Raw genomic sequence first — 26409 nt, 5'->3', positions numbered from 1 at the left:
TCGTCTGCGCCCGGTAGGGCTGGCATGCCCGAGGTACAAAACCATAGTGGGCCGCGCAGGCCAGCAGTTTGGCGTTGTAGACAATGGGTTTATTTGCGTCTAGCGGTAGTTTGTTAAATCCGAAGGTAGAGGTTAATCCCGTGGCCGGCGTTCAGGGCGCCGAGCAACGCGGCGAGTTCGGCCGGCGGGGGCGCGCTGGCAAAGGCGCGCCAGCAGCGCGCCAGCCAGTACGCCGGGGTCAGCCAGGCGCGAACCGCGCGCAGCAGGCGCGGCCAGCACGGCAGCGCCTTGACGGGGCCGGTTTTTTTTCCCGCCCCGGGCGGCGCTTTGGGGATACCAGGCAGTGGCGAGTCGTCTGCGCGCGCTTGCAACGCGTGATGCCGCCAGCAAAAGGCAAATGCGCAGCACACCAGCGTCCAGTGCCGGCGGATCGCCCGGTCGCTGCGAACCATGAAGTCGGCCCAGCCGAGCTCGTCCTTCATCTGTTTGTAGCCCTGCTCGATCCAGTTGCGCAAGCCGTAGATGCGCACAATCTCGGCCACAGGCGCGGGCAGGTTGGTCGTCAAATACCAGGTCGACAGCTCCGGCAACGCGCGCCGGTCGGTCGTGGCGCAGAGCGCCCGCACCGGCTTGAGCGGGCCATAGCCGAACAGTGTGAGCTCGGCGGCCCACCAGCGCTCGGTGTGGCCATCCCGGAAGCGGCGAATCACTGGCTGCCAGGCGCGCAGCGGCAGCGAGCGCGCCGCATCCCTGAACGAATGGTCCGCCTCGGCTGGCGCCCAGCCGCGCCCGGGCGCGCCGCGGCGCGCCAGTACATGGGGCAGACCGCGCGTGAGCAGCGCGGTTTCGAGCCCATTGTTGTCGCCATAAAAACAGTCTGCCACGATGGCGCAAAACGCGATGCCGGCGGCCTGCGCGCGCTCGACCAGCTCCAGCGCGATTTGCGGCTTGGTGCGAAACGCCGGATCCCGCTTTCCCTCTGGCTGCCGCTTCTCGGGCGTGTAGGGCATCACATGCAGCGGGTAGTAATGCGCCTCGTCGGCCCACAGCGTGGTCACCGCGACGATTCCGTTGTCGACCTTGCCCACCGAGCCCAGGTACTGGCGCGCCACGTGGTCGGTGGCACTGCCGTCCTTGCGATCCCCCGTGTCGTCAATTGCCAGTACGCCTGTGGCCGAAGGTGCCGTCGCCGGCTCGGCCACCAGCAGCGCCAGGCGCCTGGCATTGATCGCTTCGGCGTCCCAGGCAGCCTCAGACAGGAAAAACTGCAGCCGCTGCACCTGCGCTGCCTGGGCCTGGACGAGAGGCTCGGCGCCGACCAGCGCGGTCAGTGTCTTGGACCGGTCTCGCGGCAGCAGCAAGCCCGACAGGTAGGTGCGAAAGCCATGGCGCTGGGCCGGCGTCTTGAGCAAGGGATCGAACTGCACCGCGTAAGCCTCCAATGGTCCTGGTGCAGGAGGACATGAAAGACGAGCAGACATGATCTGGACCCTCCTGTCACTTGGACAGAACAGGGGATGAAATGGTTCAACAAACTACCGCTAAGCAGCCTCAAGGAATCGGAATAGCCAAAACCAGCATGTATGGCAGGATGTTTCCGGTTTCTATCGGGCTGCCGATCGCCGAGCCAGACTTGGTTCTTGCGCCTCCGGGAAAAATCACCGGCCTTTAAGCAGGTTGCACAGATGTTTTCATGGAGTTTTCAGCCTTTTGCGCAATATCCACGGTACTTATACGCTATCTAATTAATAGCACAACAAGAACTGACGCGGCAAAGTCAGTCCGCCCTTCTTGCACACGCATCAAGTCGATTCGACTGGAACCGCTTTCAACCTGCCATCTGCGCCCGGCCCTACTGATTCACCTTCACCTGGTAGGTCACCGACAGCTGCGCGCTGGGCATCAGCGAGCCGGTAAATGTCCACTGCAGATCGCCCTGTGTGCCTATGCCGGGCTGGGCACTCACGCTGCAGGTGCTGATCCCGGCTGGCAATGCGCCCGGACAAGCGGCGGAAAGATATGTCGTGAATGCAGGCGTGGCATCGTTGATGATCAAGGTGGACAAGGGCTCACTGCCATTGTTCTGCGCCTTGAGGCTGTACTGCAGGACGTTGCCCGGATTGGCAACGACTGTTGTTGCGGCAGGGCCACTCAAAGTGATGTTGCTCACCAGTTTGTTTAATGCCAGCGCGCTTCGCAGGCCTACGGTGGTGACATCGTTGGCAGTGAGGGTACTGGTCAGCGGGGGGGTCGAATTGGTGTAGCTAAACGCTGCGTTGAGGGTAATCATGTTTTTCGCCCCCATCGCCGCAGCGGCCGGTATGAACTGCTTGACGACGAGGCACAGCGTTTGCCCTGCCGTTACGGTGATCGCTGCGGTGACTTGCGGCTCCGAGCCCTCAAGTGTGCTGCTGCAGTCGCTGTCGCGGTAAAGCACCTGGCTCCAGGGCAGCCCGGTGGGAGTGGCCGCGTTGGCGAGCGAAAACGTAACCTGCCCTCCACTGCCTGCAGTGAATGTATGGGCATAAAACACCACCGTGCCGGGCTGACCCGTCTCCGCGCCGTTGGGGGCCAGCGTGTTGGCGGGAACGAGGCCGAAATTCACCCCCGTGTAGGTTTGCCCTGCCACTGGCGTGAAGTTGATCACGTTGGGACGACTGTAGCTGGCGCCGGCGGCGGGCGAGCCGACGGCTCCCCCTGTCGCCACATACCCGCTGGGTGCGCTGGGCTGGATGGTGACGGTGCCTGTGACAGTGGCAGCCACCCACAGCGTGTAGCTTCCGTCTCCAGCCGTGCTGGCGCTGGCTGCAGCGGTGGAACCACTGAGGGCATTCACCGTAATGCTGGCAATACCTGGTTCGGTACCGTCCTTGCTGCCGTTGTTGGCAGTACCAGACCCCACGCCGGTATCAGCAAACACAGTGCCACTGAGCCTGGAGCCGTTGAACAGGCCGAAATTGCTCGGAACTTCGGGTGGCGCACTCTCCACCACGATCTGGCTCACACCGGTTCCGTTTTGCGTTCCAAGCCAGCCGGCAGGGGATGTGGACGTGATGTCGGACAGAGTGTTGTTGTTATCCAGGATCAGGCAGTAGCTGCCCGGGGCGACTGCCTGCAGGCTGTAGGCGCCGGTGCTGGGGGTGACCGCTGCGGCTGCGCTGGCCGGGTTCTGGCACACACCGCCTGTCGATGAGGCGAGCTTGACATAAAGACCCGCAACATTGGTTCCGGCTTCTGTGCCGTCCTGGCTGAAGTTATGGCTGGCATCGTTGTAGACCGTGCCGGTGACGGGAGAAAAAATCGGTGTGTTGGTGAAGGTACAGCGCACCGAATCGCCATATTGCAAGCTGGGAATGGTGTAGGAAGACCCGGAAACACCCACAGGCAACGCCGTTGTAGAAGCCGTATTGGCGTTGACGCATGTCAGTGACACGGTGTAATTGGCCAGCGTGCCGGTACTGCCGCCGGCCATGACTTCATCAACGACAAAAGGATAACTGGCCGCAACGGTAGGCAGACTGGCTGTCGTGAAGCCACTCAAAGCTGTTCCAGAGGTGACGCCAGACGTCATCGTCGCACCCGCCGTGGTTTTTACCGCGTAGGTGAACTGGTCTGGGGCGTTGTAGCGCACGCCGGTGATTTGCGAGACCACCGAAATCGACGCATAGCGCACACCCACGATAAAGCCCTGAAGACCCGAGCCTTTGAATTGGGCCGTTATCTGGGTCGGATTGTTGAAGGAGCCAAAGACATAACTACCTGTTGGCGAAGGCAGCCCGCCCCCGTCCTCATTAACGGTCTTGCTACCGAGACCGGTAACAGTTGGATAGTTCGTCGAAGTGCCGTTTGCAATTTTCGACAACTGCAGCCAGTTATCGCCATTTGTAGTGAATGAAAGGGTTTCACTGCCGTCAGTGGATTCACCATCGCCCACGATGATGGCGTACTTGGCAATACCTGTGCCGCCGGCCGGAGGCGATACGGTGATATTGCTCATGATCACTCTGACCGTCGAACCATTCGAGCCCGTGTACAGAATAGTCTGCCCGGGAATCCCGTTAAACGCGGTGTTGCCAAAAGCGGCGCCGGTCCAGGATGGCACAGTCTTGGTAACGATCTCGGGACTGCCGGTACTGGTGACCTTGACTGTCTTGAGGGTCATGCTCAAGGTCGACAGATCGGGCAAGGTGAAGCTGAACGCCTGGCCGGCGGTGGTCTGTGCTGTTGCGTCGTTATAGCCCGTGAAATCCAGCCAGCAGTAATCCTTGTAATCAGCCGGTGCCGTGCCTTGGGTGGCGGCTGGCGCGCAGGTATTGGCCCACACCAGACCCGGCATCCCCAAAGCTGCGAACAAACCGAAAACGAAGGTGAGGAAGAATTTTTTCATGCGTGTTTCATGCCGGGCGCTCGCCACGCAAGATCAATTGGAGACGGCTGCGGCAGAAGCCGAAGGGGCTCGGTCAGTGGAAGACTCAAACAGTTTTTCGTCAAATTTGAAGCGCAGCCGCAGGTACACGCCGCGCTGAGTGTAAGCGTCGCCTGCCAGCTCTGCCGCCTTGAAGCCCTTGGCGTTGTACCCCAGTGAAAGCCAGAGGTTTTTCCAGACCAGGTAGCCAGCCTCGATACCCATGGCGGTTTCTGCGGCGCCATTGCCCCACATGCGGTAAGCCTGCAGGCCGATATCCAGGCGATCGGTGATGTCCCAGGTAGAACGCCCGCCCATGAGCTGGGTGAAAGAGCGGCTGTCCAGCGTGCCGGCACGGTCGGTTACCCATCGCGCGGCATATCGGCCGGTCATCAGCCAGTGATGGCTGGGCTGGAAATTCACATGGGTGGATACCAGCCAGGACGACTCATCACGATTCAGCCCTGCCCCCAAGGTGCTGTCCAGGTCCCGCTTGAACTGGATGCGGCTCAGCGCGTTCAACTCATCGGTTTCAACGGGACGGTATGAAAAACCGGACTGCGCCGTAACCAGCTTGCGCTCCCCGCCAGCTGCCGCAAGGTTGGTCTGCAGGCTGTACAAGGCACGATTAAGCAGCGTCCAGTCGGCATCGAGCTTGTTCGCCAGAGCTGCTGTGGCAAGCCAGCTGCGCGAGGCCGAAGATGTTTGCCACTGCACCTGGGCGGAGCCCTTCCAGTCGGCGGCGGCCACGTAATCGACACCCAGCGTCACGGCACTGGAATCGTCCGCCACCACGCCAGTCAAAGGCTTGATGCGCTGTACGCTGCCTGTAAGACCAAGGCCACTTTCCAGGCGCCAGAGCCGGCGCAGGCCGACGGCAGCTTCACTGCTGCGGCCATTGAGGCTGTCGCCCATGCGGTATTCATTAAAAACTTGCGTGCTGTCCGGCAACTCGGTGTTGATGCCGGCCACGGTTGTGTATTGCGATACGGCCGGATTGAGGTTGTAGGGGCCATTCAGACTGTTGGCAAGGTCGTGGCGCAGGTACAGCTTGGTTGTTGGATTGACGGCATAGTTGCCGCCCAGGCCCATCTGACGCCCTCCGCTGCCGTCAATGGCGTATTCAGCGATTCCGAAAACATCAGCCTGCGGAAAATTGGGCACGGGCACCGTCAACTTGACGCGTGCGCTGGTAAAGCCGGTCTGCGCAGAAGCGGCGGCAAGCGCAGCTGTATTTGGAATGACCGGCAACGAAGTGCCAGGCAGCGGCAAGGCCGTCAAGACCGAACTTGCATTAGCGCGGCTGTAACGCAACCCGGCTTCAATCCGGGCATTGCCTGGCAGGCTGTGCTCCAGCTTGAGTTCGGCGCCGGTCTGCTCAGCGCCAGTGATGGCATCTGAAGTTTTAAGGGCTTCTGCCACGAGCCGGTTTTTTTCGTCCAGCGGAATGCCTGCCTTGACGCCGTACTCAGACCGGCCCGCTGATTGCGGGCTGTTGGGGTTGAAAAAGCCTGCATCCGTAAGCACCGCCCAGACACGCGCTTGCAAGGCCGGGTCGTCATGCCGGATTTCAATGCGCTGGCCGGCACCGCTACCCTGGAGGTCGGTCGAGCTGCGAGCGATTTCTGCGGTAGCCTGCGTCTTGTCGCCCAACCTGGCGACCATGTTGATGCCTGCCAGACTTTGCTGATTGGCCGGGTCGGCATCGCGAATGAGCGTTGCGCCCACGGCAAGGTTGGGTGTCAGCTGAACCTTGACATCGGTGCCGGCCACCGAATGCTTCGGGCCACCCGAATCCACGGCATAGCTGACCCGGATGAACACCGGATTGAGGTCGGCATCCACGCTGGGCACCGGGCTCTTGAGCAGCAGCTGGCCAGAATAAGGCTCCAGCTCATAGTCAGTGAAGGCGGCGAGCGGAACATCCTTGACAATGACCGAAGGCTGGTTGCGGTCACGCGTGAGAATGTTCACCTGCTGGCTGTTGACCACGCCGTTGACATTCAGCCGGAATGGCCCGGAAGTGCCGTTGGCCCGAAACTCTTCCACCAGTTGCGTAGTCGAGGTGCGACTGGCAAAGCCTTCGACCGTATAGACACCCTCCTGTACGCGACCCTTGACACCATTGAGGGCGCGCGAATATTGCGTCAACTGACGCGCAGGATTGTCGCTCTGGGTCGAGTAGTCGCCCAGCAGCGCATAACTGGTGCCGTTTTGCACCATGACATAGAGTTTTCCAGTCGACTGGGCATCAAAGCCACGGGCTGACGAGTCACCGTACACCGGGTAAAACTGGTTGGGCTGGATGTCTCGGAACAGCGCGGTATCCGAGGGTTTGTCAGAGTCGTAAGCCAGGGTCAGCAGGGTGGAGCCGAGCACCTTGCCCTTCAGAAACAGTGCGGCGCGGGCAGCCACATCGCCCTTGCCGTTGTCAAAGCTGCGCGAGGCACTCTGGATCTGGCGCTCGAACACATCACCGCTTTGCATGGGCTGCAGCCCCGAAGGCGAGAGGTTGCGCAGGTTGATCGTTCCTTCCACAAGGCCGACCGCCATCATGGGGCGCAGCTTGGGCAGAAATTCGACCTTGGCCACGGCACTGACCTTGCCACTGGCGGCACTCAGTTCGGCTTTGCCTGGCTGGGCCGGCGGCAGCAGCAAAAAGCGTGCTTCGCCGCCTTCAACGAATACCTGAATACCCGGCTGTTGCGGGTCAAGGTCGGGCGTCTGCCACTGGCCCAGGGTGGACTGCAGGGTGACCTGGGTGCGGACCGCAACGGGCAGATCTTGCACATCGCGCAAGTGAAGGGTGACAGGCAGTGGCGTGGCGCTGTCGGCAACAGGTTGCGGTGAAACATCAATCCGGATTTTTGCGAGCGCACCGGGCGCTAGCAAGGTGATCCGTTCCTGGCCGCGCAGATTTCCAAAGGGGTCCGTCGCCCGCAGGGTCAAGGTGTTGCGCCCCGGCTTGAGGTTGATGCCGATGTATTCCCAGGCGAGCGTGCCATTCTTTTCCAGGCTGCTCTTCTTGCCGACCTGGGTGACGGGCACCTGCTGGTCATTCACCAGAAGTTCAAAACTCCCGCCCACGGGGCCTTTGACGCGGACCCGGGTCTGGTCGCTGGTCAATACCTGCTCATTGCGCAAGTTGATAAAACCAACTTCAGGGCCAAGACGGGGCAAAAGGTTTTCCAGCGGCTCCATCAACTGGTTTTGCTCGTCAGGCACTGACGGGGAAGCCGGAATATGAGCCGAAGCCACCGCATCAGGAAGCGCCTTGCCGGGCGTGAAAAGCGGCTGGGGCACCCCTTGCGCATTCGGTGCGTAAGAGCCGCCCGGATCACCGACCGCTCCCAGCGCACCGGCTGAGGAAGCCGCCAATACGGTCACACCAGGCGAGGTCGTGGCGGGCAGGAGCTTGGGGCTGTTGCTGCCACTGGCTTGCAGCGCGCCAGGCAGGCCGATGGTGCCGCTGGACGGCAAGGTGCGTCCGTCAACAGTCACCGACGAAGCGGCAGACGAGAGCAGAAGGCCGGCGGCCTGCAGGACTTCGTTGGGAGCGCTCAGCGCCTTGCGCCGCGCCGCGATTTGCTCACGAATGCCCGGTGTGCATTCGGCAATGGCAAAGTCTGCCTTCTGCAATTCACCGTGGGTCAGGTCGACAAACCGGCTGACCGGATCCAGCGCATTGCGGTTGCCCAGCACTTCAAGCGTGGCACCCGCTAGCAAGGTGGTACTGTCGACTTTGACCACATGGGTGCGAGGGGTCAAACCGTACAGGCTGTATTTGCCCTCTTCATCGGTGACGGCATGGGTGCCGTCCTCCAGATAAAGCCGTACACCGGGAATGCCGGGTTCACTCGCATCCTGGATGCCGTTCTGGCGGCAGTCGGCAAACACCTTGCCGATGAGATAGGCCTTGTTTGAAAACACGCCGCCGACAAGCTGAACGCGAACGCTCGAATTGTTGGACAGGACATTGCCGCTGGCCGCCTGCGCCGTGTTCACGCCATTGCCGCCCTGGCTGCCGGCGCCGACGCGAACGCGATAACTCAGGACCGGCTGGGCGCCCACCGCCACGCTACCCAGCGAAAAATGCAGGGCGGGACCGGTTCCGCCAGCGGGATCAGGAAGCGGCACGCCATTGAGCCTGGCCGTACCCCGCACATAGGCAAAACCCGCCGGCAGGCTGTCGTTGACCACGGTAGCTGGAAGCCGCACGGCGGTGACATTGTTGAACTTGACTGAATAGTCGACGAAATCACCGATTTCGGCAGTGGTCTTGTTCGCTGTTTTTTGAATGAAGAGCCCGCCGGTCGCGCCCGCGTCAAGCGGCACATCAAACCGTACCGGTGCCCTGTCCGTGCTGGCGATGATGAACTCCTTGCCATAAGAGCCATGCGCATCAATCAGACGCCCCGCCGGCTGAAGCGCTGCCGGCAGTTTCGAGGGGAAGGTATAACCCACCAGTGTGCCCAGCATCAGTTTGTAGGTGCTGGGCGCCACCAGCGGAAAGGCAAAACTGCCATCGGCCAGGGTGACAACCTGACTTGGGGCCGGTGCGCCGTCAGGCAGGAATACCGTCGCCGCACTGCCCGCTTTCCCGCCATTGCCCGCGCCGGTGACATCGATCAGTTGCACGGTCACGCCTGCAACCGGCTGGTTGGTCTTGCCGTCATAGACCACGCCGCTGGGATCGATCAGCAAGGTGGTGGTCGCCGAAACTGAAATGCTGCCACAGGCGGTGATGGTCGCACTGACCACATCATCACGCAGCACCTCCAGGATGCCATCGCCCGAGGCCACGACATGGAACGCTGCATTGGCTGTCGGCACGTTGGGCAAGATGCGGAACAAGCCCGTGTTGACACCCGTTTCGACCGCAGTAAAGCGTTCCGTATCGCCGGTGAGCTGGCTGACCAGTGTCACCGGTGCCGTATTGATCTGGGTCGAGCTGCTATTGCAGGCGGCCGCATCCACTTGGACGAACAGCGGGCTGCCGGTCAGGTTCTGTATTGCGGGGGTGAGGTAGCTTGTGCTGGTATAAAAAGCAATTTTGGCTGCCCGGGCAGGCAGAGGCAGCACCACGGTATTGCTGCCAGTAACTAACGGGGCGGCTTGGTCCGTCCAGTCGGTATAGGCCGTGCCGGCAATCATGCCCGCCGCATTGGCGTTAACGGTGACGGCGAACTGCCCCTGCAGGTTAGCGCCCGGTGAAAGGCTGGCAACGCCCCAGGCCACGACATCAACCACGGCGCCAGCTGGCAAGCTGGTGACATAGGTATCGGTGGCACTACCCAGAAGATGGTAGAGCACCTGCGCGCCAGGGCTCACCGGCGTCTGGATGGATACAAAAGTCACGTTGACGGGAACGGGTACACGCAGCACAAACAGAGTGGCCGGCGCACCATTCAACGTAACCACCGTTGGCGCAGCGGCTGCGCTGCCCTTGTTGACTGCCGTGGCGGTAAAACTGAGCGACGCTTCAGGTGCGGCGGTGGCAGCCGATGCCGCCAAAGTTGCCACAATCGCAGCCCCGGTGGTCAGCGTTATGGTGTCGGTATTGCTGGCACTGACGCCTTGCAACGAACTCACGGCCGCAATCACCAGCTGTGCGGTCTGCCCCGGCGTACTCGTTGCGGGCGCTTGCGCCGTCAGCAGCAAATTGACGCTGGCCCCGGGCGCCAGCGAGATGACGCCGCCGGAGGCAATAACGGGTTCGCCCGCATCGGCACGGCCATTGGAATTGGTGTCCTGGGTCACCTGCACACCAAGAGGCGTAAACGCGCTGCCAGCAGCAACACTGGCCGTGATGCGGTAGGAGGTCAACGCATTGCCGGTGTTGGTCAGCGTATGGCTGATGGCAAATGAAGTGCCACTGGCCACCAGCACTGTCTGGTTGGCGGAAAGGGTCAAGGCTTCCAGCATCGTGATGGTGGTGTTGACGGTATTGGATTTCAGCCGCACTGACAAGCCGGAGACGGAATCCACATACGTACCCGTACCCGTGTTGCTGATGACTGTGCCTGCAGGCGCGGGCCCCGCCTGTGCCGCAGTCAACAAGACCAGCAACAGCCAACAGGACAACAGCGTGCGAAACAGGCGAAAAAGCATGGAGGGGTTGGATGGGTATGGGCTGGCTCGCGGTATGCCGCTTTTTAGAAACCACGTTGCGGCTGGTTTCTAAAAAGCGGAGGGAGGCTTTCGCCTCCCTCCGCAAGAAGCTCACGACCTTGTTACTGGTCGATCTGCACACCGAAAGTCACCACAGCCGACTGGCTGGAAGTGAGTGTGCCGATAGTGGCTGTGATGGCGCCTGTAGCGTTGACGGCAGGACCGGTAACAGTCCCCGCTGTCGTGGCGGCCAGGTTTTTCAGCTTCGTATAGGTCGGTGTTACGTCAGAAACGACAACCGTGGTGGCATCAGCAGAACCAACATTGGTGGCGATAATCTGGTACAGCACGCATTCGCCAGGCTTGGCGCTCAAGTTGGCGGAGGTGTAGATGGTTGAGCCTGTAGCACCTGCACAACCGGTGTCAAGCGACTGGGCCTTGGTCAAGGTCAGGTTACCGGCGATGACCGTGGTGCTGTCCGTAGACACAGCAGCAGCAGGAACGGTGGTGATGTAGGTGCCATTGGCGGTATTCACCGTGATGGTCGTTGCATTCACCGCACCAGGAACGGCGCCACTGGGAGCAATCACCTTGTCGAAAATGGTGATGGACTGGCCAGGCGCAAGACCCGCAGCCAGCACAGCATTCAGGGCACCAGTGATCAGGGGATCAGCCGCGTCCAGTGTGCCGTTACCGTTGTCGTAATACAGCGTTGAGGTCCAGCCAGACTGGTTGTTCACGGCAGCCAAAGTGATGGAACTGAGCGCGCCATTTCCTTCAAGCACGTTGCCGTTGTTGGTCAGCGTGTGGCTGTATACATAGGAGCCGCCTGGGTAGGTCTGGCCAGCGCCGTTCGGCGTGATGCTGAGCGAACGCACTGCGTTGACCGTCACTGCGTCATGCAGTGTGTCGCCGACACCAGAGGTGGGCGAAAGAACACGGAAATACAGGTCATTCGTTCCTGCAGCATAGCCAGCAGGCACTGTTACCTCGGCGCAAACCATGACTGAGCCGGCAGGGGCCACGGAGCCTGAGTTGATGATGGTTGCACCCGTACTGGTGCAAGCACCTGCAACGCTGGCCTTGAAGGTCACCGTCCAGCCCGCAGGCAGGGTCAACGAACCAAAACCGGATACCGTGCTGGCACTGAAGTTGAAGGTGTCAGGCGATGGGCCCGTATTCTTGGCGACGAGTGTGAAAACCGTCGTGGTGCCTGGATTCGTGGTGTTGGTTGCTTGTGACGTGGCTTCAGGGCCTGCACCAACGCCGGGCACGCCCGCAGCGGCGGCCAGGTTATTGGTCAAGTCAACGGAAGCGTTGGCAATGCTTGTCAGCGTGTCAGCAGCAGTAGCCGACTTGGTGGGATCAAACACCGAAGTGGCGATCTTGTTGATGCTGAACGGCACACCGGTATTGGTGGCATTAGGCGGCAGCGTGGCCTTCAGGATCACGCCGTAGGTAGCGCCAGCGGCCAGCGGGCCGGTGTCGATGGTGCCATCGCCATTGGTGTCGACCAGCGGCGTAGTGCCGCCGCTCTTGAACAGTTGGAACGTGGTTCCCGATGGGAAATTGTTGGTCGCACCCAAAGTGATATTGAACGTGTCAATACCGGTACCGGTATTGGTCACCACATTGGTGAAGCTGACCGTGGAACCCGGTGCGGCAGGACCTGCCACCGTTGCGCCCGTCAGGGTCACATTGGCGCTTTGCGTCACGGTGAAAGGAACGATGTTGGACGTGCCTGAGCCTGTTGCAGGGCCTGTGCCGTTGTTGTACGACGTGGTGGCAACGTTGTTCAGCACGCCGGGTGCCGTGGCAACGTCCACCTTGACCTGGAAAGAAATGGTGCCCGACTGGCCTGCCGTCACTTGGGACAGGGTCGCCAGAAAGGTCTTGGTGCCTGACGTGTACGACGAAGTCACCTGATTGGGTGCAGTACCCACTGCGACCCCGGTATCAATTGCAGTCGTGGAACCCGTTACGCTCCAGCGCGCAGAACCAGCGACATACGTCATGCCGACAGGAATCGCATCGGAAATTGCAACGCTGGTCGCCGTGCTGTTACCTGTATTCGTGTACGTCAGGGTGTAGGTGTAAGGAACTTGCGCAGCTACCGAAGCGGGCGAAGGTCCACTGGAAACACTCACTGCTTTCGTGAGCGTCACCACGGCGTTGGTGGTCACGGTGGTGGTGTCGGTGTTCGATGCATTCTGAGTCGGTGTCAGCGCGCTGGCACCCGTCACGATGATTGCATTGGTCTGCGTTGCAGTTGCCGTGTTAGGCAAGGTGCCGACCACGATGAACTTGAAGGCAGCGCCTGCAGCGAGGGGGCCGCTGGACGTGATGACCGATCCGGTGGGCTGTCCGCTGCCGTTGTCGGCAAAGACCTGCACGGTCGACATCGAGAACATGCCGCTGTTGGTGGTGCTCAGGTTGAATGTGTCCGAACCGTTACCCGTATTGGTCAGGGTGTGCGGGTAATAAACGACACTGCCCGGCGTAGCGGTCTGGGCGCCGTTGGCGGTCAGGGTCATGCTGGCCACCTGCGTCACCGTGGTACTGACCACGTTGGAGGTCACCGTACGCGAGACGCCCGAGCCGTCGGCATAACTGGCTGAGGCCTGGTTGCTAATGGAAGCGCCTGCAGCAGGCGCTGCAGCATGTGCCGGCATGGCGGCCAGCGCCAGCAAAAAGACAGCAAACAAAGCTGCCAGCCATCTTGTGAAGAAATGGGGCAGGCGCAACGGGTGCGGACTGATGGGATGGGCATACATGATGAGGTTTCTCCTGAATTCAAAAAAAGACAAAAACAACGAACAACTGACAACGAACACGCGAACGTTCAGCGCCGGGCCGCCTGGCTCAGCGCTGTCGTATGAAACTCAAACAGATTTAGGGTTTGGCGCCAGAAGCGGCGACAGGTGCGTCAATGCGCACGCGCAGGCTCACCACGGCGCTGGTGCCAGCGCCCAGCGAGCCGACATCCCAGCGCAAAGCGCGGTATTCAGCCAGCGGAACGGTTTCCTTGCGCTCGCTGCCGTCGGCTTGCCTGACCATGCGAGTCAGCGGCAAGGGCGCAAAACGGGTGCCGTCGATGGACGCCAGTGCCGCTGCCGGCAGGGCGCTGCCAGGAACAAACGTGGTTCCGGCAGGCACGGGCACGATGGCCTGGAGCTTGTCCACTGCGGTTGTGCCGGCGTTGCGGTAAATACCGCTGTATTCAATGACCTCGCCCGGCTTGCTCTGGGCCGCGGGTTTGAGTACCGCCTTGCCGTTCACCATGTCCACGCGCTGCGCGGTAAGGGTGGAGGTGACTGCGGGGCTTTGAGCCAGGGCGGCTTGTCCCAAGGTCAGGCTGGCAACTAGAAAGCAAAGATTGAGGAGTTGTTTCATCAGGGTGATATCCGGCGGTGACACATCTGATGCGAACCACTGCGATAAACGCTGGAGGCTGCAGCACAACTTGTTACTGTGTCGATTGCAATTTAAATAAAATGTAACTCTATGCTAAAAGATATTAAGCAAGTTACAAAAATTACGAATAACATAGCAAAAGACGAATAAATTCACGAAAACAACGGAAATTTCCCACTTAAAAACAACAATTAATCAGTTTTTTAGCAAAATAATTACTTACTGTTACTTTTAAAACTGACATTTTCTCTTCTGTATTCGTAACTCTCATGAAACATATTTTGCAAAGAATCGCCCAAGACAAGTGAGGCTGATGGCGCCACCTTCAAAACGCCATGCGCACGAACAGCCGGCCCCTTGCATGCAGTGGCGCAGCCATTGCCCGGCAGCAGGCATTCCTCTAGCGGCAACTGGTTACAACAAGCGTGTATTTCCGCCATCGAATCGGGATTCGAAACAAGGTAACGGACTTGCAATCCACGCAGACGCAATAAAAATCCGGACAGCGCTCTTCATTCGGCTGGGCGCACCGGGGTGATTTCTGTCGAAAACAGGCTGAGATTCCATATGCCCGTGCGTAAATTGCTCTGCAATTAATACCCAATGCAGAAAAGAAAGGGCCTGCAAGCCACCGGTTCCCAGACGCAGCCGGGTAGGCCCGAAAGCGCTTCAGCGCATGCCATCCCGCAGCCGCGTGAATACTTTCCAGAACGCGGCGTCTTGCGTCGTCGCGAAGTTGATCCGCATCAGCGTGCCGGGCTTGCGCACCGCATGGAACAGCGAGCCGGGCGCGATCAAATAGTCCTCGTCGAGCAGGCGTTGCGCCAGCGCGTCGGTGTCCACGCCGGTCTCGACCCAGCCGAACAGGCCTGCGGGCTCGGCGGCGAAGCTGCAGCCATGGGCCAGCGCCAGCTTGACGCTGCGCCCGCGCGCCTGGTCGAGCCGGCTGCGGATGCGTTCGGCGTGGCGGCGCAGCTGGCCCTGGTCGATGCACCACGCCAGGGCTTTCTCCAGCAGCGCGGGCGTCGTCAGGGTGGCGAGCAGCTTGGTGTTGAGCAGGCGCTCGACCAGCTCGGGCGGCGCGGCCATGAAGCCCACGCGCCAGCCGGGCGCCAGAATCTTGGAAAACCCGCTGACGTAAATCGTGCGCTGCAGGCCGTCGAGTGCGCACAGCCGCGTGGCATGGTCGGGTGCCAAATGGCTGTAGGTGTCGTCCTCGGCGATGTGGAAGTCGTGCTGGCTGGCCAGTTGCAGCAGCCGGTGGGCGCTGCCAGGGGCCAGGCAATGGCCAGTCGGGTTGTGGAACACGCTGACGCTGACAAACAGCTTGGGGCTGTGCAATTGGCAATACTGCGCCATCACCTCCAGGTCGGGTCCGTCGGCACGGCGCGGCACCGGCAGGATGCGCATGCCCAGGGCATCGAGCCGGGCAAACTCCACCGCCCAGCCGGGCTCCTCGACCATCACGCAGTCGCCGGCGCGCAGCAGCGTGCGGCTGATGATGTCCAGCGCATGGGTGGCGCCGACGGTGGTGATGATCTGCCCGGGATCAGCCGGAATGTTGAGCGCGCCCAGCCGCTGCGACAGCGCGCGGCGCAGGCCGCTGTCGCCCATGGGCTCGCCGTAGTGCAGCGACAGCTCGCGCAGCGCGCTGGCGCTGGTGACCTTTCGCACTGCCGCCAGCAGGAAGCCCGCTTCCAGCCATTCCGCCGGAAACACGCCCATGCCCGGTTGCGGCTTGTGGCTGACCGAATGGAACATGCCGCGAATCAGCGCAGCGGCATCGACCGGCGCACGCGCTGAGACTGCTATGTTTTCAATAGCTGCTTGCGCATATGCAGCCTGCGCAAACGGCATATTTGATGCCAAATCCCGGACAAAAAATCCCCGGTTCTTGCGCGCCACCACCAGCCCCTGCGCCTGCAGCTGGTCATAGGCGGCCACCACGGTGGACACGCTCACGCCCTGCTGCTCGGCGCACAGCCGCACCGACGGCAGGCGTGCGCCAAGGGCCAGCAAGCGGGTGCGGATGCGTTCGGCGAAACGCGCGCAGAGCTGTTCAGCCAGGGACTGGGAAGCGGTTTTCATCAGCATGGCTGTCTTTTCTGGCAGGGCGCCCTGCCGTGTGCTGTCAAAACGGGCAATACAGTTTTTTGATTTGTTGCTCAAACTGTATTGGCAGTGTGCTGCTGCAAACTATAAAGTCATCGCCATGAACTGGCAAGAATTTACCGCGCTGCTCGTCCTGGCCACGGCCATGAGTTTCACGCCCGGCCCCAACACCACGCTGTCCACCGCGCTCGCGGCCAACCATGGCCTGCGCCGCGCCATGCCATTTGTCTGCGCCGTGCCGGTGGGCTGGGGCGTGCTGCTGGCGGTCTGCGCGCTGGGCCTGGGGGCGCTGGTGGTGGCGGTGCCGCTGCTGAGCTGGGCGATCAAGCTCGCCGGCGTGGCCTACCTGCTGTGGCTGGCGTCAAAAATAGCGCGCTCGCGCCAGTTGAGCCAGGCCGACGCAGCGCGGCTGAGCGTTACCTTCTGGCAGGGCGCGGCGCTGCAGTTTGTCAACATCAAGGCCTGGATGCTGGCGCTGGCGATTGTCAGCGGCTGGATTGCCGGCCGCGCCGACCCCGGCCAGCGCATGGCCGTGGTGCTGCCGGTGATGCTGGCCTTTGCCTTTGCCAGCAACCTGACGTATGCGCTGGCCGGCTCGCTGCTGCGCGAATGGCTGGCCGGACCGCTGGGCTCGGGCCGCCGGCTGGTCGTCTTTAACCGCGCCATGGCCGCCGTGCTGGTGGTCACCGCCCTCTGGATGCTGTTCATATGACTCACCCCGACAACACCCGGCACCCTCAGGCCGATATCACCCGGGGGCTGTGGCTGGGCCTGCTCGGCATCGTGATTTTTGCCGCCACGCTGCCCATGACCCGCCTGGCGGTTGGCAGCCATGATGCGCCGCAAATGTCCAGCGTCTTTATTTCGATGGGCCGGGCTGTGGTGGCTGCTGCCTTGTCCGCGCTGCTCCTGTTTGCGACCCGGGCGCCGTTGCCCCGGCGGCAGGACTGGCGGCCGCTGGCGATCACGGCGGCTGGCGTGGTGCTGGGCTTTCCACTGTTGACCTCGCTGGCCATGCGCCATGTCGAGGCTATGCATGCCAGCGTCATCATTGGCATGCTGCCGCTGGCAACCGCTGCCGTGGGCGCCCTGCTGCATCGCCAGCGGCCTTCGAATGGCTTTTGGCTGTGCGCATCCGTGGGCAGCGCGCTGGTGATGGCATTTGCCCTGCTGCGCTCCGGCTCCACTGACGGTTTGCGCATTCAGCCGGCTGATCTGCTGCTGCTGGCGGCTGTCCTGTGCGCCGCTGTCGGCTACGGCTACGGCGGGCGGCTGTCGCAGCAGATGCGCGCCGACCATGTGATTTGCTGGGCGCTGGTCATGGCCCTGCCGCTGACGCTGCCGCTGTCCATCACCAGCTGGCCGGTGGCACCCCTGAAGGCCAGTGCGTGGTGGGGCTTTTCGTATGTGGCGGTGTTTTCGATGTGGCTGGGGTTTTTTGCCTGGTACCGGGGCCTGGCGCTGGGCGGCACGGTGCGGGTCAGCCAGGTGCAACTGGTGCAGCCTTTCCTGTCGATGCTGTTTGCCGTGCCGCTGCTGGGCGAGCGGCTGGACGCAGTGACGGTGGGCTTTGGCCTGGCGGTGATGGCGACGGTGTTCATCGGCAAGAAAATGCCGGTGAACGCGATGCCCTCCAAGCCCCTGACGGCCAAAGGCTGATTCGGCCGGCATCCCCATCTATCTGACAATCGGGTCATCAACAGGAGACTGAAATGAAATGGACACAGGCGCGACGCGCCGAAAAAATGAACCCGTCGGTGATCCGCGAGATCCTGAAGGTCACCGAAAAGCCCGGCATCATCAGCTTTGCCGGCGGCCTGCCCTCGCCCAAGACCTTTCCGGTCAGCGCCTTCAGCGCGGCCTGCGAAAAGGTGCTGCGCGAAGACGGCCATGCCGCGCTGCAGTACGCGGCCAGCGAAGGCTACGCGCCGCTGCGCGAGATGGTGGCAGCGATGCTGCCTTGGAACGTGGACCCGGCGCTGGTCTTGATCACCACCGGTTCGCAGCAGGGACTGGACCTGGTCGCCAAGGTGCTGATCGACGAGGGCAGCCGCGTGCTGGTGGAAACGCCGACCTACCTCGGCGCGCTGCAGGCCTTCACGCCGATGGAGCCAGAGATTGTCAGCGTCGCCAGCGACGATGGCGGCGTGGACATTGCCGACCTGGCCGCCAAGGCCGAAGGCGCGCGCTTTTTCTACGTGCTGCCGAACTTCCAGAACCCGACCGGCCGCACCATGCCGGAATCACGCCGCGCAGCGCTGAGCGCGGAGGCGGCGCGCCTGGGCCTGCCGCTGGTTGAAGACAACCCCTACGGCGACCTGTGGTTCGACACGCCGCCGCCACTGCCCCTGACCGCGCGCAACCCCGAGGACTGCATCTACCTGGGCTCGTTCTCCAAGGTGCTCGCGCCGGGGCTGCGGCTGGGTTTCATGGTCGCGCCCGCGTCCATCTTCCCCAAGCTGCTGCAGGCCAAGCAGGCCGCCGACCTGCACAGCCCCGGCTTCAACCAGCGCCTGGTGGCCGAAGTGATGAAGGACGGCTTCCTGGATCGCCATGTTCCGACCATCCGCGCGCTCTACAAATCCCAGCGCAACGCCATGCTGGCCGCCATGACGCGCGAGATGCCCGACGGCGTCGAATGGAACACGCCGGCCGGCGGCATGTTCCTGTGGGTGCGCCTGCCCGAAGGCATGAATGCGGTGGAGCTGCTGCCCAGGGCGGTCGAGCGCAATGTCGCGTTTGTGCCGGGCTGGGCGTTTTATGCCGGCAAGCCCGATGCCCGCACGCTGCGGCTGTCCTTCGTGACCTCCAGCGTGGCGCAGATCGACATCGGCATTGCCGCGCTGGCCGCTGCCATCCGGGACATGCGCGCCGACGCAAGCGCTCTAGCGGCCAGCATCAGCCAGCCCCTTGAAGCACTTCCCCTGGTTTGAAACGCCGAGACCCTGCCCAGGAAAGCAATCCATGACACCTCGTCCGTTCCGGCAAGTTGACGTTTTCACATCCGTTCCTTATCAGGGAAACCCGCTGGCGGTCGTGCTCGACGGCAGCGGGCTCGACGACGTGGCGATGCAGCGCTTTGCCCGCTGGACGAACCTGTCGGAAACCACTTTCCTGCTGCCGCCCACCGATGCATTGGCCGACTACCGGGTGCGCATCTTCACGCCCGGCGGCGAACTGCCCTTTGCCGGCCATCCGACGCTGGGCAGCTGCCACGCCTGGCTGCAGGCCGGCGGACAGCCGAAGGAAGCAGGCCTGATCGTGCAGGAATGCCAGGTGGGCCTGGTCAACATCCGGAGTGAAAAGGGAACGCAGCGGCTTGCCTTTGCCGCGCCGCCGCTGCTGCGCACCGAGCCCGGCGCCGAACTGCTGGCGCAGGTGGTCCAGGCACTCGGGCTGCAAGCCGGGCAGGTGCTGGACGCGCAGCTGCTGGACAACGGACCGGTGTGGCTGGGCCTGCTGCTGGGCAGCGTGGAATCCGTGCTGCAGCTGGCGCCCGACCATTCGGCGCTTGAAAAATTCGGGGTGAAGGTCGGCGTCGCAGCCCTTTACCCGCCCGAGGAAACGCCCTTGCTGATCGCCCGGGCCAACCGTGAAGCGCGCGCGTTCGACCTTGACACCGCGAAACAGCACGGCACCCCGGCCGCGCCTGACCTGGAAGTGCGCGCTTTCGCCGCCGCCATCGGCATTGCCGAAGACCCGGTCACCGGCAGCTTCAATGCCAGTCTGGCGCAGTGGCTGATGGCCGAAGGCCGCATGCCCACGCGCTACCTCGCATCGCAAGGCGTTTGCCTGGGGCGTGCCGGCCAGGTCCATGTCGAGCGCGATGCGCAGGGCCAGGTCTGGGTCGGCGGCGAATCGGTGACCTGCATCGAAGGCCAGGTCATGCTTGGCGCGAGCCTGGGCTGAAAACGGCCCCCTGCCAGACCGGCGCTTGCTCTGGGTAACCAGAATCGGCGCCGGTATTTCACTTATCCCTGACCGCTGCAAGGTGGCGGTCCAATGGCCGGGCTGCCAGCCTAGAATCCCGGGAAGCGACACGCGCGCAATGGAGCCTTTCCCTTAATCACGGGCAGGACCTTGCAGCACAACCTCCCCTTGCCAACGATGGATTTCCAGGATGACCCCGAAAACTTTGACCAGTCCCCCTCTGCCCGGAAATGCGCCGGGCGCCGAGTTGTCGCTGCTTGAAGAAGGCGCGCGGTACGCCTTGCTGCAGCGCCTGACACCGGTGCTTCAGCACCAGATCATGGGCAATTTCCAGTCGATGGACATGATTGCCGTCATGATGGACCGGCGCCTCCAGTCGGCCAGCCCGGACCTGGGCAGCATGCGCCAGGACTGCGACCTGCTGGGCAGCGTGTCGGAGTCGGCCATCAAGTCCGTCATCGACCTGCTGACGTGGGTTCATCCAAAACCGGCTGCCTCCCAGCGCTTTGACGCTGGCGTGGACGAATGCGCCACGCTGCTGTTCAACGAGTTCAAGCTCAAGGGTTTCGTCATTGCCAATGAGGTGTCGCAGGTTCCGGCAGAGCTTTCCAGCCGGGCGCTTCGCAGCGTTGTCAGCGCAGCGCTTGTCTGCCTGAGCGACGAATCAACGGCGCCCGCCACGCTCACGCTGCGCGCCCAGGTGTTCCCTGACCGCATCGACCTGTCGATTGACCTGAGCCCGCAGGAACGGCAACAGGCAAGAATGGCGATGGCGAACGGCTACCGGCTGTTGAACTGGCGGGATCTGGAACTGCTGGCGGGCGCCGAAGCCGTCGGGATCGCGCGCAGCGACAGCGGTGCGCGCCTGACCTTCTCCCTTACTTCTCAACATCAGGGATTGCCCGCCGATCGCGCCGGCACGCGCTGAATCATTCCTGCTGGCCATCCGCATAGCGCACCTTTTGACGCAATATTTAACTGACAAATCTCAATTTAATTTTGATAAATTTGATTAAATAAAGTAGAGTCAGGACACGGAAAGCATCCACATTTCGTAAATTTCGGATCGAATCCGACACTTTTGTAATAAAGTGACCTTTCCACGCCTTACTGACGGGTGTTCCGGGCTGTTTCCTGAAAAGCATGTCCTGCCTTCGTTCAAAGGAAAACAATGGCTCTAAGAGTGTTTCTGGTTGAAGACAGTGCCGCCCAATGTGCCTACCTGACGCAAATCCTGACGGCGGAAGCAAAGGCGGTGGTTGTCGGCATGGCCGCCACGGAACCCCAGGCGGTTGGCTGGCTGGATCGCCATCCCGACGAGTGGGACATTGCCTTGGTCGATCTTTTCCTGAGCGAGGGAACCGGTGTCGGCGTCATCAGGCATTGCCAGAACCGGCGGCCCGAGCAGAGCATTCTCGTGATGACCAACCATGCGCGCAACGACCACCTGCTGCACCATTGCGAACGGCTGGGCGTCGATGCGGTTTATCACAAGGCCACCGAACTCGACAGCCTGGTGGCTTACTGCAAGTCGATGGCCGCCAGAATGCCCCAGTGCGCGGCCTAGTGTCGCTAGACGGGTAACACCCATATCTGGGGCGCCCAAGGGTAAACGCCGGGACGGGCTTGTTGCGAGAGCAGGATACGAAAGCGCAACTCGACTGGCGTCGTTTTCATGCCGTGGCCGACGGTCTGAATGCTCAGCATTCCGCCGAAACGATCGAGCGAGGCGACGCCGCCGTTGCCGCGCACCTCGGTTCCCCTGGCGAAATCGGCCTGGCTCTCGATCGCGAGCAGGTAGCCGGTTGGGCTGTTCGAACGGATTTCCAGCGTCGAGGGAATGGCTACGTCCACATACCCGCGGGCGATGTCGGCCTGTGAAATACTGACCGTGCGCGGCGCCGTCAACATATGAATGCCGGCATGGCGCAATACCGTGGCGCCGACGGCGACTTGGGCATTGGCGCCGTCCGCCGCCTCGGCTGGCGGGACTCCCGCCACCGCGCCCACGGCGAGCATGGCCGCCATCGCCAACTGCTCCCGCGTGCGCTGCAGCCGCAACCCGTTGGCAACCCAAAACCACCTGACAGAGCCGGCCCGAGCACGCGTTGCGCCCTTCAGAAATGCCATGACTTGCCCCATGACTCGCAGCCGCATTTCTTTCATGATGACCACCGTGCCTTGCAACCGCGCCAAAGATTACTTGCCACTCGCCGAAATTTCATCGGCACCACATCACTCATTCAAGCAAGGTGGCAACTCATGAACGACCAATAAATTGATCATTTAAAATTAAATTTTACTTATATTAACAATATTGATTAAAAAATCAATATTGTTTTGATGAATAAAAATTGACAGCCGGCTGCTAAAAGCATTTTTCTAGTTGCAGCACGCCACGCTGCCGCCCACTGCGTCCTGTAGCGAGAAACTTTGTGGTGGTGGACTGAACGCGCGCGGCGACCCACCTTGATGCCGATAAAGCTCAGCCATTCCCGGGAGTTGCCTGTGCTTCGGGGAGGTGGCGACCGATAAGGCGCAGGGAGCGGCGGCTAGCGCTCGTTTGGCCACGCCACGCGCGGCGCGCTATGTGGCCGGGCTTGCTTGCCGCTTCAACCGGCGCGCTGCCCTGGCGGCGACGAAGCCGGCGCGCCCAGCCAGCGCACCAGTTGCGCACTTACCTCCGGCCGGCTCAGCAGATCCATGTGGCCCATGCCATGCGCGATCCACTGTTGGTCCGGCGCGAACGCCAGCGTGCGATGCGGGTCTTCGTGCCGGCCGAGCGCGCTTTCAAGCGGCACCAGGCCGTCGCCCACCATTTTGTGGCTCAAGGCGTGCCGGACCGGTGCCAGCGGCCCGGCCCCATGGGCGACGGTGGTGGCGGCTACCGCGTAGCAGGCGACGCCAGCCGGCAGCGGCAAGACCTGCCGGGCATCGGGCACGCTGACAAAGCGGCCGGCGTGCCGCCAGTCGGCCTCCAGCACATTGCCGTAGCGCAGGTCGGTGATGCCGGCACTGCGGATCTGTCCGATTTTGGCGAAGGGCCGGGTGACCGCCTGCTTGTCGAGTACGGCATCGATCCAGTTGCCCACCCGCTCCAGCGGCGCGCCGTGGTGCGGCGTTCCCAGGAACACCAGCCGCTTGAGTTGCGCCGGCCAGGCGTGACCGGCTTGCGTGGCCTGATGCACGGCGCTCCTTGCCAGCAAGCCGCCCATGCTGTGCCCCAGCAGCGTCAGTTCCTGAACCGGCTGCGGCCAGGCGGCAAGCAGTTGCTCCAGCAATCCGGCCAGTTGCAGGCCGTTGACGGAGGTGTGCAGGCCGCTGTTGTAGTGCAGGTAAACCGGCGTGTAGCCCAGTTCGCCCGCCAAGTGCAGGCCGTGGTCGTGCGCGGGATGCAGCGCGCTTGACGCACCACGAGGGCGCCACTGCAGGTCGTTCATGCACAGGCCATGAATCAGCACCAGCACCTTGCCGGTCGCGCCGGTCAGGCGCTGCGCCAGCGCCGCCTTGTCCAGCGCCAGCGGCTGGCCCTGGTGGCGCAGACTCATGGAAATGGCCAGCGGGTTGGCCGTTTCAAGCAGCATGTCTCCCAGCACGCCGTTGAGGGCTGCGAGCATCGCTTCGCGCCGACGGGAAGGGGTTTTCTTGCCCTGCAGCGCCTTTGCCCGCGACAGCAGCGCACCGGCAGCCCCGCCCGCCAGCCGGGTCGCGCCCTTGACGCTGCCGTAAACCAGCCCGGTGATCCCGAAGGCCTTGATGCCGCTGCGCCCGGGCATGCCGTCGACAAACCGGGCCCCCAGCGGGCCAAAGTAGGCAGCGACCGCCTTGTACACATTGCCCTGAACGTTCTCGACCAGGTCGGTGACGCCCAGCGCGCCCTGCATGGCGAGTTGCGCCAGCCCCTGGATGTCGGACAGGTGCAGGTAGCCGGGCAGGCGCGAAAAACGGGGTGTGGCCTTTTCGGCCGCCGGAGAAGTGGGCATGCGCCGATTGTGCTGAGTTTGGGCCGCTTGCGCCAGTGCCCCGCGACCCGCCACACACCGCTATTGATTAAATAGCTGTTTGCGCACGACCCGCCTGCGCAAACAGTTGTTTTGGCTTGAAAAATCCGCTCAGAACTGCTCGTGCGGCATCAGGTAGCGCCACTGGCCGATCGGCAGGTGGCCCAGGTTGACGCGGCCAATGCGCACGCGCTTGAGACCGGTCACGAACAGCCCGACCTGCTCGCACATGCGGCGGATCTGGCGCTTCTTGCCTTCCTTGAGCACGAAGCGCAGCTGCTCGGGGTTTTGCCAGCTGACCTGCGCCGGGCGAAGCGGCTGGCCGTCCAGGCTCAGGCCATGGCATAGCAGCGCCAGCCTTTCAGCGGGAAACGCCGCCTGCACATTGACGTTTTCAGGCCCGTAGCTCACGCGCACCAGGTATTCCTTTTCCATCTCCGAGTCCTCGCCGATGAGCTGGCGCGCCACGCGGCCGTCCTGCGTCAGCACCAGCAGGCCGATCGAGTCGATGTCCAGCCGGCCGGCCGGCGCCAAGCCGCGCAATTGTTCAAAGCCCCAGCGCATGCGGCTGTTGCACTCGCGCCAGCGGTTTTCGGGCTGCACCAGCGCCACCGCCGGTTCATGCCCGTCCTCGGCCTGGCCGCTGACGTAGCCGACCGGCTTGTTGATCAGGATGGTGACCTGCTGGCGCTGCTGCTGCTCGGCTTCGCGGGCGACGTCGATGCGCGCGTTGACCGCCACCGGCTGGCCCATCACGGCAGGCAGCCCGTTGACGCGCACCCAGCCCCGGGCAATCCAGTCGTCGGCCTCGCGGCGCGAGCACAGGCCGAGGTCGGCCATGCGTTTGTTCAGGCGGACGGTGGGCGCGGGCGCGCCGTCGGCGGCCGGCGTGGCGCGAATGCGCACCGCGCCGGAGGCAGGAGGTTTGGGGAAATTTTGGTCGGACATGGCCGGGGTATTTTAGGACGGCTGCGCTGACGCCGATGGCCGGTGCCGATAGGGTCGTTCGCAGGGCCGGTATGACCTTTTGGGCGGGCACGGGTATATTTTCTTTTTTTATCCAGGCGCCTACCGGCGTTGCGAAAATTCGGCCTTGCCGCGCACCTGATCGTCCAAGCCATGAACACCCTCCCCTCGACACCGGACGGCCCCCAGCCCGCTGCGGACGCCGGTGAAAACGCACCCTGCTGGCAACTCAGGCGCCGCTGCGCGCTGACACCCGGCCAGCTGCTGCTGAGCTATGCAGCGCTGGTGGCGTTCAGCATCACCATCGCCCTGTTTTTTGGCTGGCACGGGGTGTGGATGATTCCGCTGTGGTGCCTGCTGGAGATCACGGTGGCCGGGGCGCTGTACCTTTTTTACATGGTGCATGCGGCCGATGGCGAACAGATCAGCTTCGGCCCGGACGGCCACCTGGCCATCGAGGTGGTGCGCGGCATGAACACCGCGCACTACCGCATGAATCCGGCCTGGGCGCGCCTGGAGCGCAGCGGCGTGCGCATGGAGCGCTTGTGGCTGTGCTGCAGCCCGCAGCGGGTCGAGGTGGCGACGCAGCTGGCGTCCGGCCAGAAACGGCGGGTGGAGCGGGAAATAAGGCTGGCTTTGGCCGCAAGACGGGCGGGTGCGCCCGTGCAGGCGCCCTAGCGGTCTGGCTCGCTGCCATTTACTCCTTAATCCATAGCAAACATTGCTTTCTGGACGTGCGGAAACGGCTATTTTTACTTGACTTTCAGGCCGCCAGCCGGTAGCCCACGGCGGTTTCGGTCAGCAGATGCTGCGGCTGGGCCGGGTCAAGCTCCAGCTTTTGCCGCAGGTGGCCCATGTAGATGCGCAGGTAGTGGCTCTGCCCGGCATGCGACGGCCCCCACACCTCGCGCAGCAGCTGGCGGTGCGTCAGCACCCGGCCGGCGTTGGCGATCAAGACGCTGAGCAGTCGGTACTCGATGGGCGTCAAGTGGACTTCCGCGCCAGCGCGGCGCACCAGTCGCGCCTGCCGGTCCACCTCGACCGCGCCGAAGCGAAACACCGGGTCGGCCTCTTCCGCCGTCGTGCCGTCGGCGGCGGCGGCGCGGGGCCGGCGCAGGTTGGCGCGCACCCGGGCCAGCAGCTCGCCAACACCGAAGGGCTTGGTCAAATAATCGTCGGCGCCGGCATCGAGCGCGGCAATCTTGCCGGCTTCGCCGCTGCGCGCCGACAGCACGATGATCGGCACACCCGACCAGCCGCGCACGTCGCGGATCAGGTCCAGCCCGTCGCCGTCGGGCAAGCCCAGATCGAGCACCAGCAGGTCGGGCTTGCGCGTGCCCGCTTCGCTCAGGCCTTTTCTGGCCGTGTCGGCCTCGAACACCTGCCAGCCCTCAGCCTCCAGCGCGCTGCGGACAAAACGGCGGATTTGCGGCTCGTCTTCGATGATGACAACAATGGGAATGGGCATCG

At 62.7% G+C, this 26409-nt stretch carries 17 protein-coding genes; 7 read left to right on the top strand and 10 right to left on the bottom strand.

The genetic code is table 11. The annotated features are described in order from the left end of the window. Nucleotides 1–113 precede the first annotated feature (113 nt). From EC86_RS0118975 to EC86_RS0118950, 6 genes are all read right to left on the bottom strand, one after another. Complete coding sequence (locus tag EC86_RS0118975; protein ID WP_198026770.1) at nt 114–1481, bottom strand: IS701 family transposase; 1368 nt, start codon at nt 1479–1481, stop codon at nt 114–116. Nucleotides 1482–1852: 371 nt separating this feature from the next. Continuing rightward, nucleotides 1853–4387 (bottom strand): DUF11 domain-containing protein, encoded by a 2535-nt coding sequence (locus EC86_RS0118970; RefSeq protein ID WP_029527450.1) that lies wholly within the window; start codon nt 4385–4387, stop codon nt 1853–1855. Nucleotides 4388–4420: 33 nt separating this feature from the next. Next, entirely contained in the window at nt 4421–10516 is a 6096-nt protein-coding gene (locus EC86_RS0118965; RefSeq protein ID WP_029527449.1) for an SdrD B-like domain-containing protein, read from the bottom strand. 122 nt (nt 10517–10638) lie between these two features. After that, nucleotides 10639–13350 carry a beta strand repeat-containing protein gene (locus EC86_RS0118960; protein ID WP_156955367.1) on the bottom strand — a complete coding sequence of 904 codons (2712 nt, stop codon included), beginning with the start codon at nt 13348–13350 and terminating at the stop codon, nt 10639–10641. A 58-nt stretch (nt 13351–13408) separates the two neighbouring features. Then, a complete protein-coding gene (locus EC86_RS0118955; protein ID WP_084181446.1) occupies nt 13409–13909 on the bottom strand; it encodes a hypothetical protein in 501 nt (166 codons plus the stop codon). 690 nt (nt 13910–14599) lie between these two features. Next, on the bottom strand, nt 14600–16024 hold the full coding sequence (locus tag EC86_RS0118950; RefSeq protein WP_029527442.1) for an aminotransferase-like domain-containing protein: 1425 nt from the start codon (nt 16022–16024) through the stop codon (nt 14600–14602). A gap of 118 nt (nt 16025–16142) precedes the next feature. On the opposite strand from EC86_RS0118950, the gene EC86_RS0118945 reads away from it, so the two are divergent. The 6 genes from EC86_RS0118945 (at nt 16143) to EC86_RS0118920 (ending at nt 21539) form a co-directional block, all read left to right on the top strand. After that, complete coding sequence (locus tag EC86_RS0118945) at nt 16143–16754, top strand: LysE family translocator (protein WP_029527441.1); 612 nt, start codon at nt 16143–16145, stop codon at nt 16752–16754. Further along, nucleotides 16751–17701: a DMT family transporter gene (locus EC86_RS0118940; RefSeq protein ID WP_029527439.1), complete on the top strand. Its 951-nt coding sequence runs from the start codon at nt 16751–16753 to the stop codon at nt 17699–17701. Before EC86_RS0118945 ends, EC86_RS0118940 begins: the two co-directional genes overlap by 4 nt. 53 nt (nt 17702–17754) lie before the next feature. Next, on the top strand, nt 17755–18975 hold the full coding sequence (locus EC86_RS0118935; protein WP_029527437.1) for an aminotransferase-like domain-containing protein: 1221 nt from the start codon (nt 17755–17757) through the stop codon (nt 18973–18975). A 31-nt stretch (nt 18976–19006) separates the two neighbouring features. Beyond that, nucleotides 19007–19951, top strand: a complete 945-nt coding sequence (locus EC86_RS0118930; protein ID WP_029527436.1) for a PhzF family phenazine biosynthesis protein — start codon at nt 19007–19009, stop codon at nt 19949–19951. Nucleotides 19952–20162: 211 nt separating this feature from the next. Beyond that, nucleotides 20163–20900 carry a hypothetical protein gene (locus tag EC86_RS0118925; RefSeq protein ID WP_029527435.1) on the top strand — a complete coding sequence of 246 codons (738 nt, stop codon included), beginning with the start codon at nt 20163–20165 and terminating at the stop codon, nt 20898–20900. 243 nt (nt 20901–21143) lie between these two features. Further along, nucleotides 21144–21539, top strand: a complete 396-nt coding sequence (locus tag EC86_RS0118920; RefSeq protein ID WP_029527433.1) for a response regulator — start codon at nt 21144–21146, stop codon at nt 21537–21539. Between the two features lie 5 nt (nt 21540–21544). Here the strand turns inward: EC86_RS0118920 and EC86_RS0118915 are convergent, their stop codons facing one another. The 3 genes from EC86_RS0118915 to EC86_RS0118905 form a co-directional block, all read right to left on the bottom strand. Continuing rightward, the gene (locus EC86_RS0118915) at nt 21545–22138 is read right to left on the bottom strand and encodes a hypothetical protein (RefSeq protein ID WP_156955366.1); all 594 of its coding nucleotides are present in this window, start codon (nt 22136–22138) and stop codon (nt 21545–21547) included. Nucleotides 22139–22584: 446 nt separating this feature from the next. Further along, a complete protein-coding gene (locus tag EC86_RS0118910) occupies nt 22585–23955 on the bottom strand; it encodes an esterase/lipase family protein (protein ID WP_029527431.1) in 1371 nt (456 codons plus the stop codon). Nucleotides 23956–24084: 129 nt separating this feature from the next. After that, a complete protein-coding gene (locus tag EC86_RS0118905; protein WP_029527430.1) occupies nt 24085–24921 on the bottom strand; it encodes a pseudouridine synthase in 837 nt (278 codons plus the stop codon). Between the two features lie 171 nt (nt 24922–25092). Between EC86_RS0118905 and EC86_RS0118900 the strand changes: the two genes are divergently transcribed. Continuing rightward, nucleotides 25093–25617 (top strand): DUF2244 domain-containing protein, encoded by a 525-nt coding sequence (locus tag EC86_RS0118900; RefSeq protein WP_156955365.1) that lies wholly within the window; start codon nt 25093–25095, stop codon nt 25615–25617. A gap of 85 nt (nt 25618–25702) precedes the next feature. On the opposite strand, the gene kdpE is transcribed toward EC86_RS0118900, so the two are convergent. Beyond that, entirely contained in the window at nt 25703–26407 is a 705-nt protein-coding gene (gene kdpE / locus EC86_RS0118895) for a two-component system response regulator KdpE (protein ID WP_029527427.1), read from the bottom strand. Nucleotides 26408–26409: the final 2 nt, after the last annotated feature.

This window comes from Polaromonas glacialis (assembly GCF_000709345.1).
GTDB classification, from domain to species: domain Bacteria; phylum Pseudomonadota; class Gammaproteobacteria; order Burkholderiales; family Burkholderiaceae_C; genus Polaromonas; species Polaromonas glacialis.
Note: the sequence above shows the minus strand (reverse complement) of the source record. Positions and strands in the feature narration are given on the sequence as shown.

Bases quoted from the DNA above. Each gene is read 5' to 3' on its own strand.
- EC86_RS0118935 (WP_029527437.1), top strand. From the start codon at position 17,755: ATGAAATGGACACAGGCGCGACGCGCCGAAAAAATGAACCCGTCGGTG.
- EC86_RS0118940 (WP_029527439.1), top strand. From the start codon at position 16,751: ATGACTCACCCCGACAACACCCGGCACCCTCAGGCCGATATCACCCGG.
- EC86_RS0118905 (WP_029527430.1), bottom strand. From the start codon at position 24,921: ATGTCCGACCAAAATTTCCCCAAACCTCCTGCCTCCGGCGCGGTGCGC.
- EC86_RS0118975 (WP_198026770.1), bottom strand. From the start codon at position 1,481: ATGTCTGCTCGTCTTTCATGTCCTCCTGCACCAGGACCATTGGAGGCT.
- EC86_RS0118945 (WP_029527441.1), top strand. From the start codon at position 16,143: ATGAACTGGCAAGAATTTACCGCGCTGCTCGTCCTGGCCACGGCCATG.
- EC86_RS0118970 (WP_029527450.1), bottom strand. From the start codon at position 4,387: ATGAAAAAATTCTTCCTCACCTTCGTTTTCGGTTTGTTCGCAGCTTTG.
- EC86_RS0118930 (WP_029527436.1), top strand. From the start codon at position 19,007: ATGACACCTCGTCCGTTCCGGCAAGTTGACGTTTTCACATCCGTTCCT.
- EC86_RS0118950 (WP_029527442.1), bottom strand. From the start codon at position 16,024: ATGCTGATGAAAACCGCTTCCCAGTCCCTGGCTGAACAGCTCTGCGCG.
- kdpE (WP_029527427.1), bottom strand. From the start codon at position 26,407: ATGCCCATTCCCATTGTTGTCATCATCGAAGACGAGCCGCAAATCCGC.
- EC86_RS0118925 (WP_029527435.1), top strand. From the start codon at position 20,163: ATGACCCCGAAAACTTTGACCAGTCCCCCTCTGCCCGGAAATGCGCCG.
- EC86_RS0118915 (WP_156955366.1), bottom strand. From the start codon at position 22,138: ATGAAAGAAATGCGGCTGCGAGTCATGGGGCAAGTCATGGCATTTCTG.
- EC86_RS0118955 (WP_084181446.1), bottom strand. From the start codon at position 13,909: ATGAAACAACTCCTCAATCTTTGCTTTCTAGTTGCCAGCCTGACCTTG.
- EC86_RS0118900 (WP_156955365.1), top strand. From the start codon at position 25,093: ATGAACACCCTCCCCTCGACACCGGACGGCCCCCAGCCCGCTGCGGAC.
- EC86_RS0118920 (WP_029527433.1), top strand. From the start codon at position 21,144: ATGGCTCTAAGAGTGTTTCTGGTTGAAGACAGTGCCGCCCAATGTGCC.
- EC86_RS0118910 (WP_029527431.1), bottom strand. From the start codon at position 23,955: ATGCCCACTTCTCCGGCGGCCGAAAAGGCCACACCCCGTTTTTCGCGC.
- EC86_RS0118965 (WP_029527449.1), bottom strand. From the start codon at position 10,516: ATGCTTTTTCGCCTGTTTCGCACGCTGTTGTCCTGTTGGCTGTTGCTG.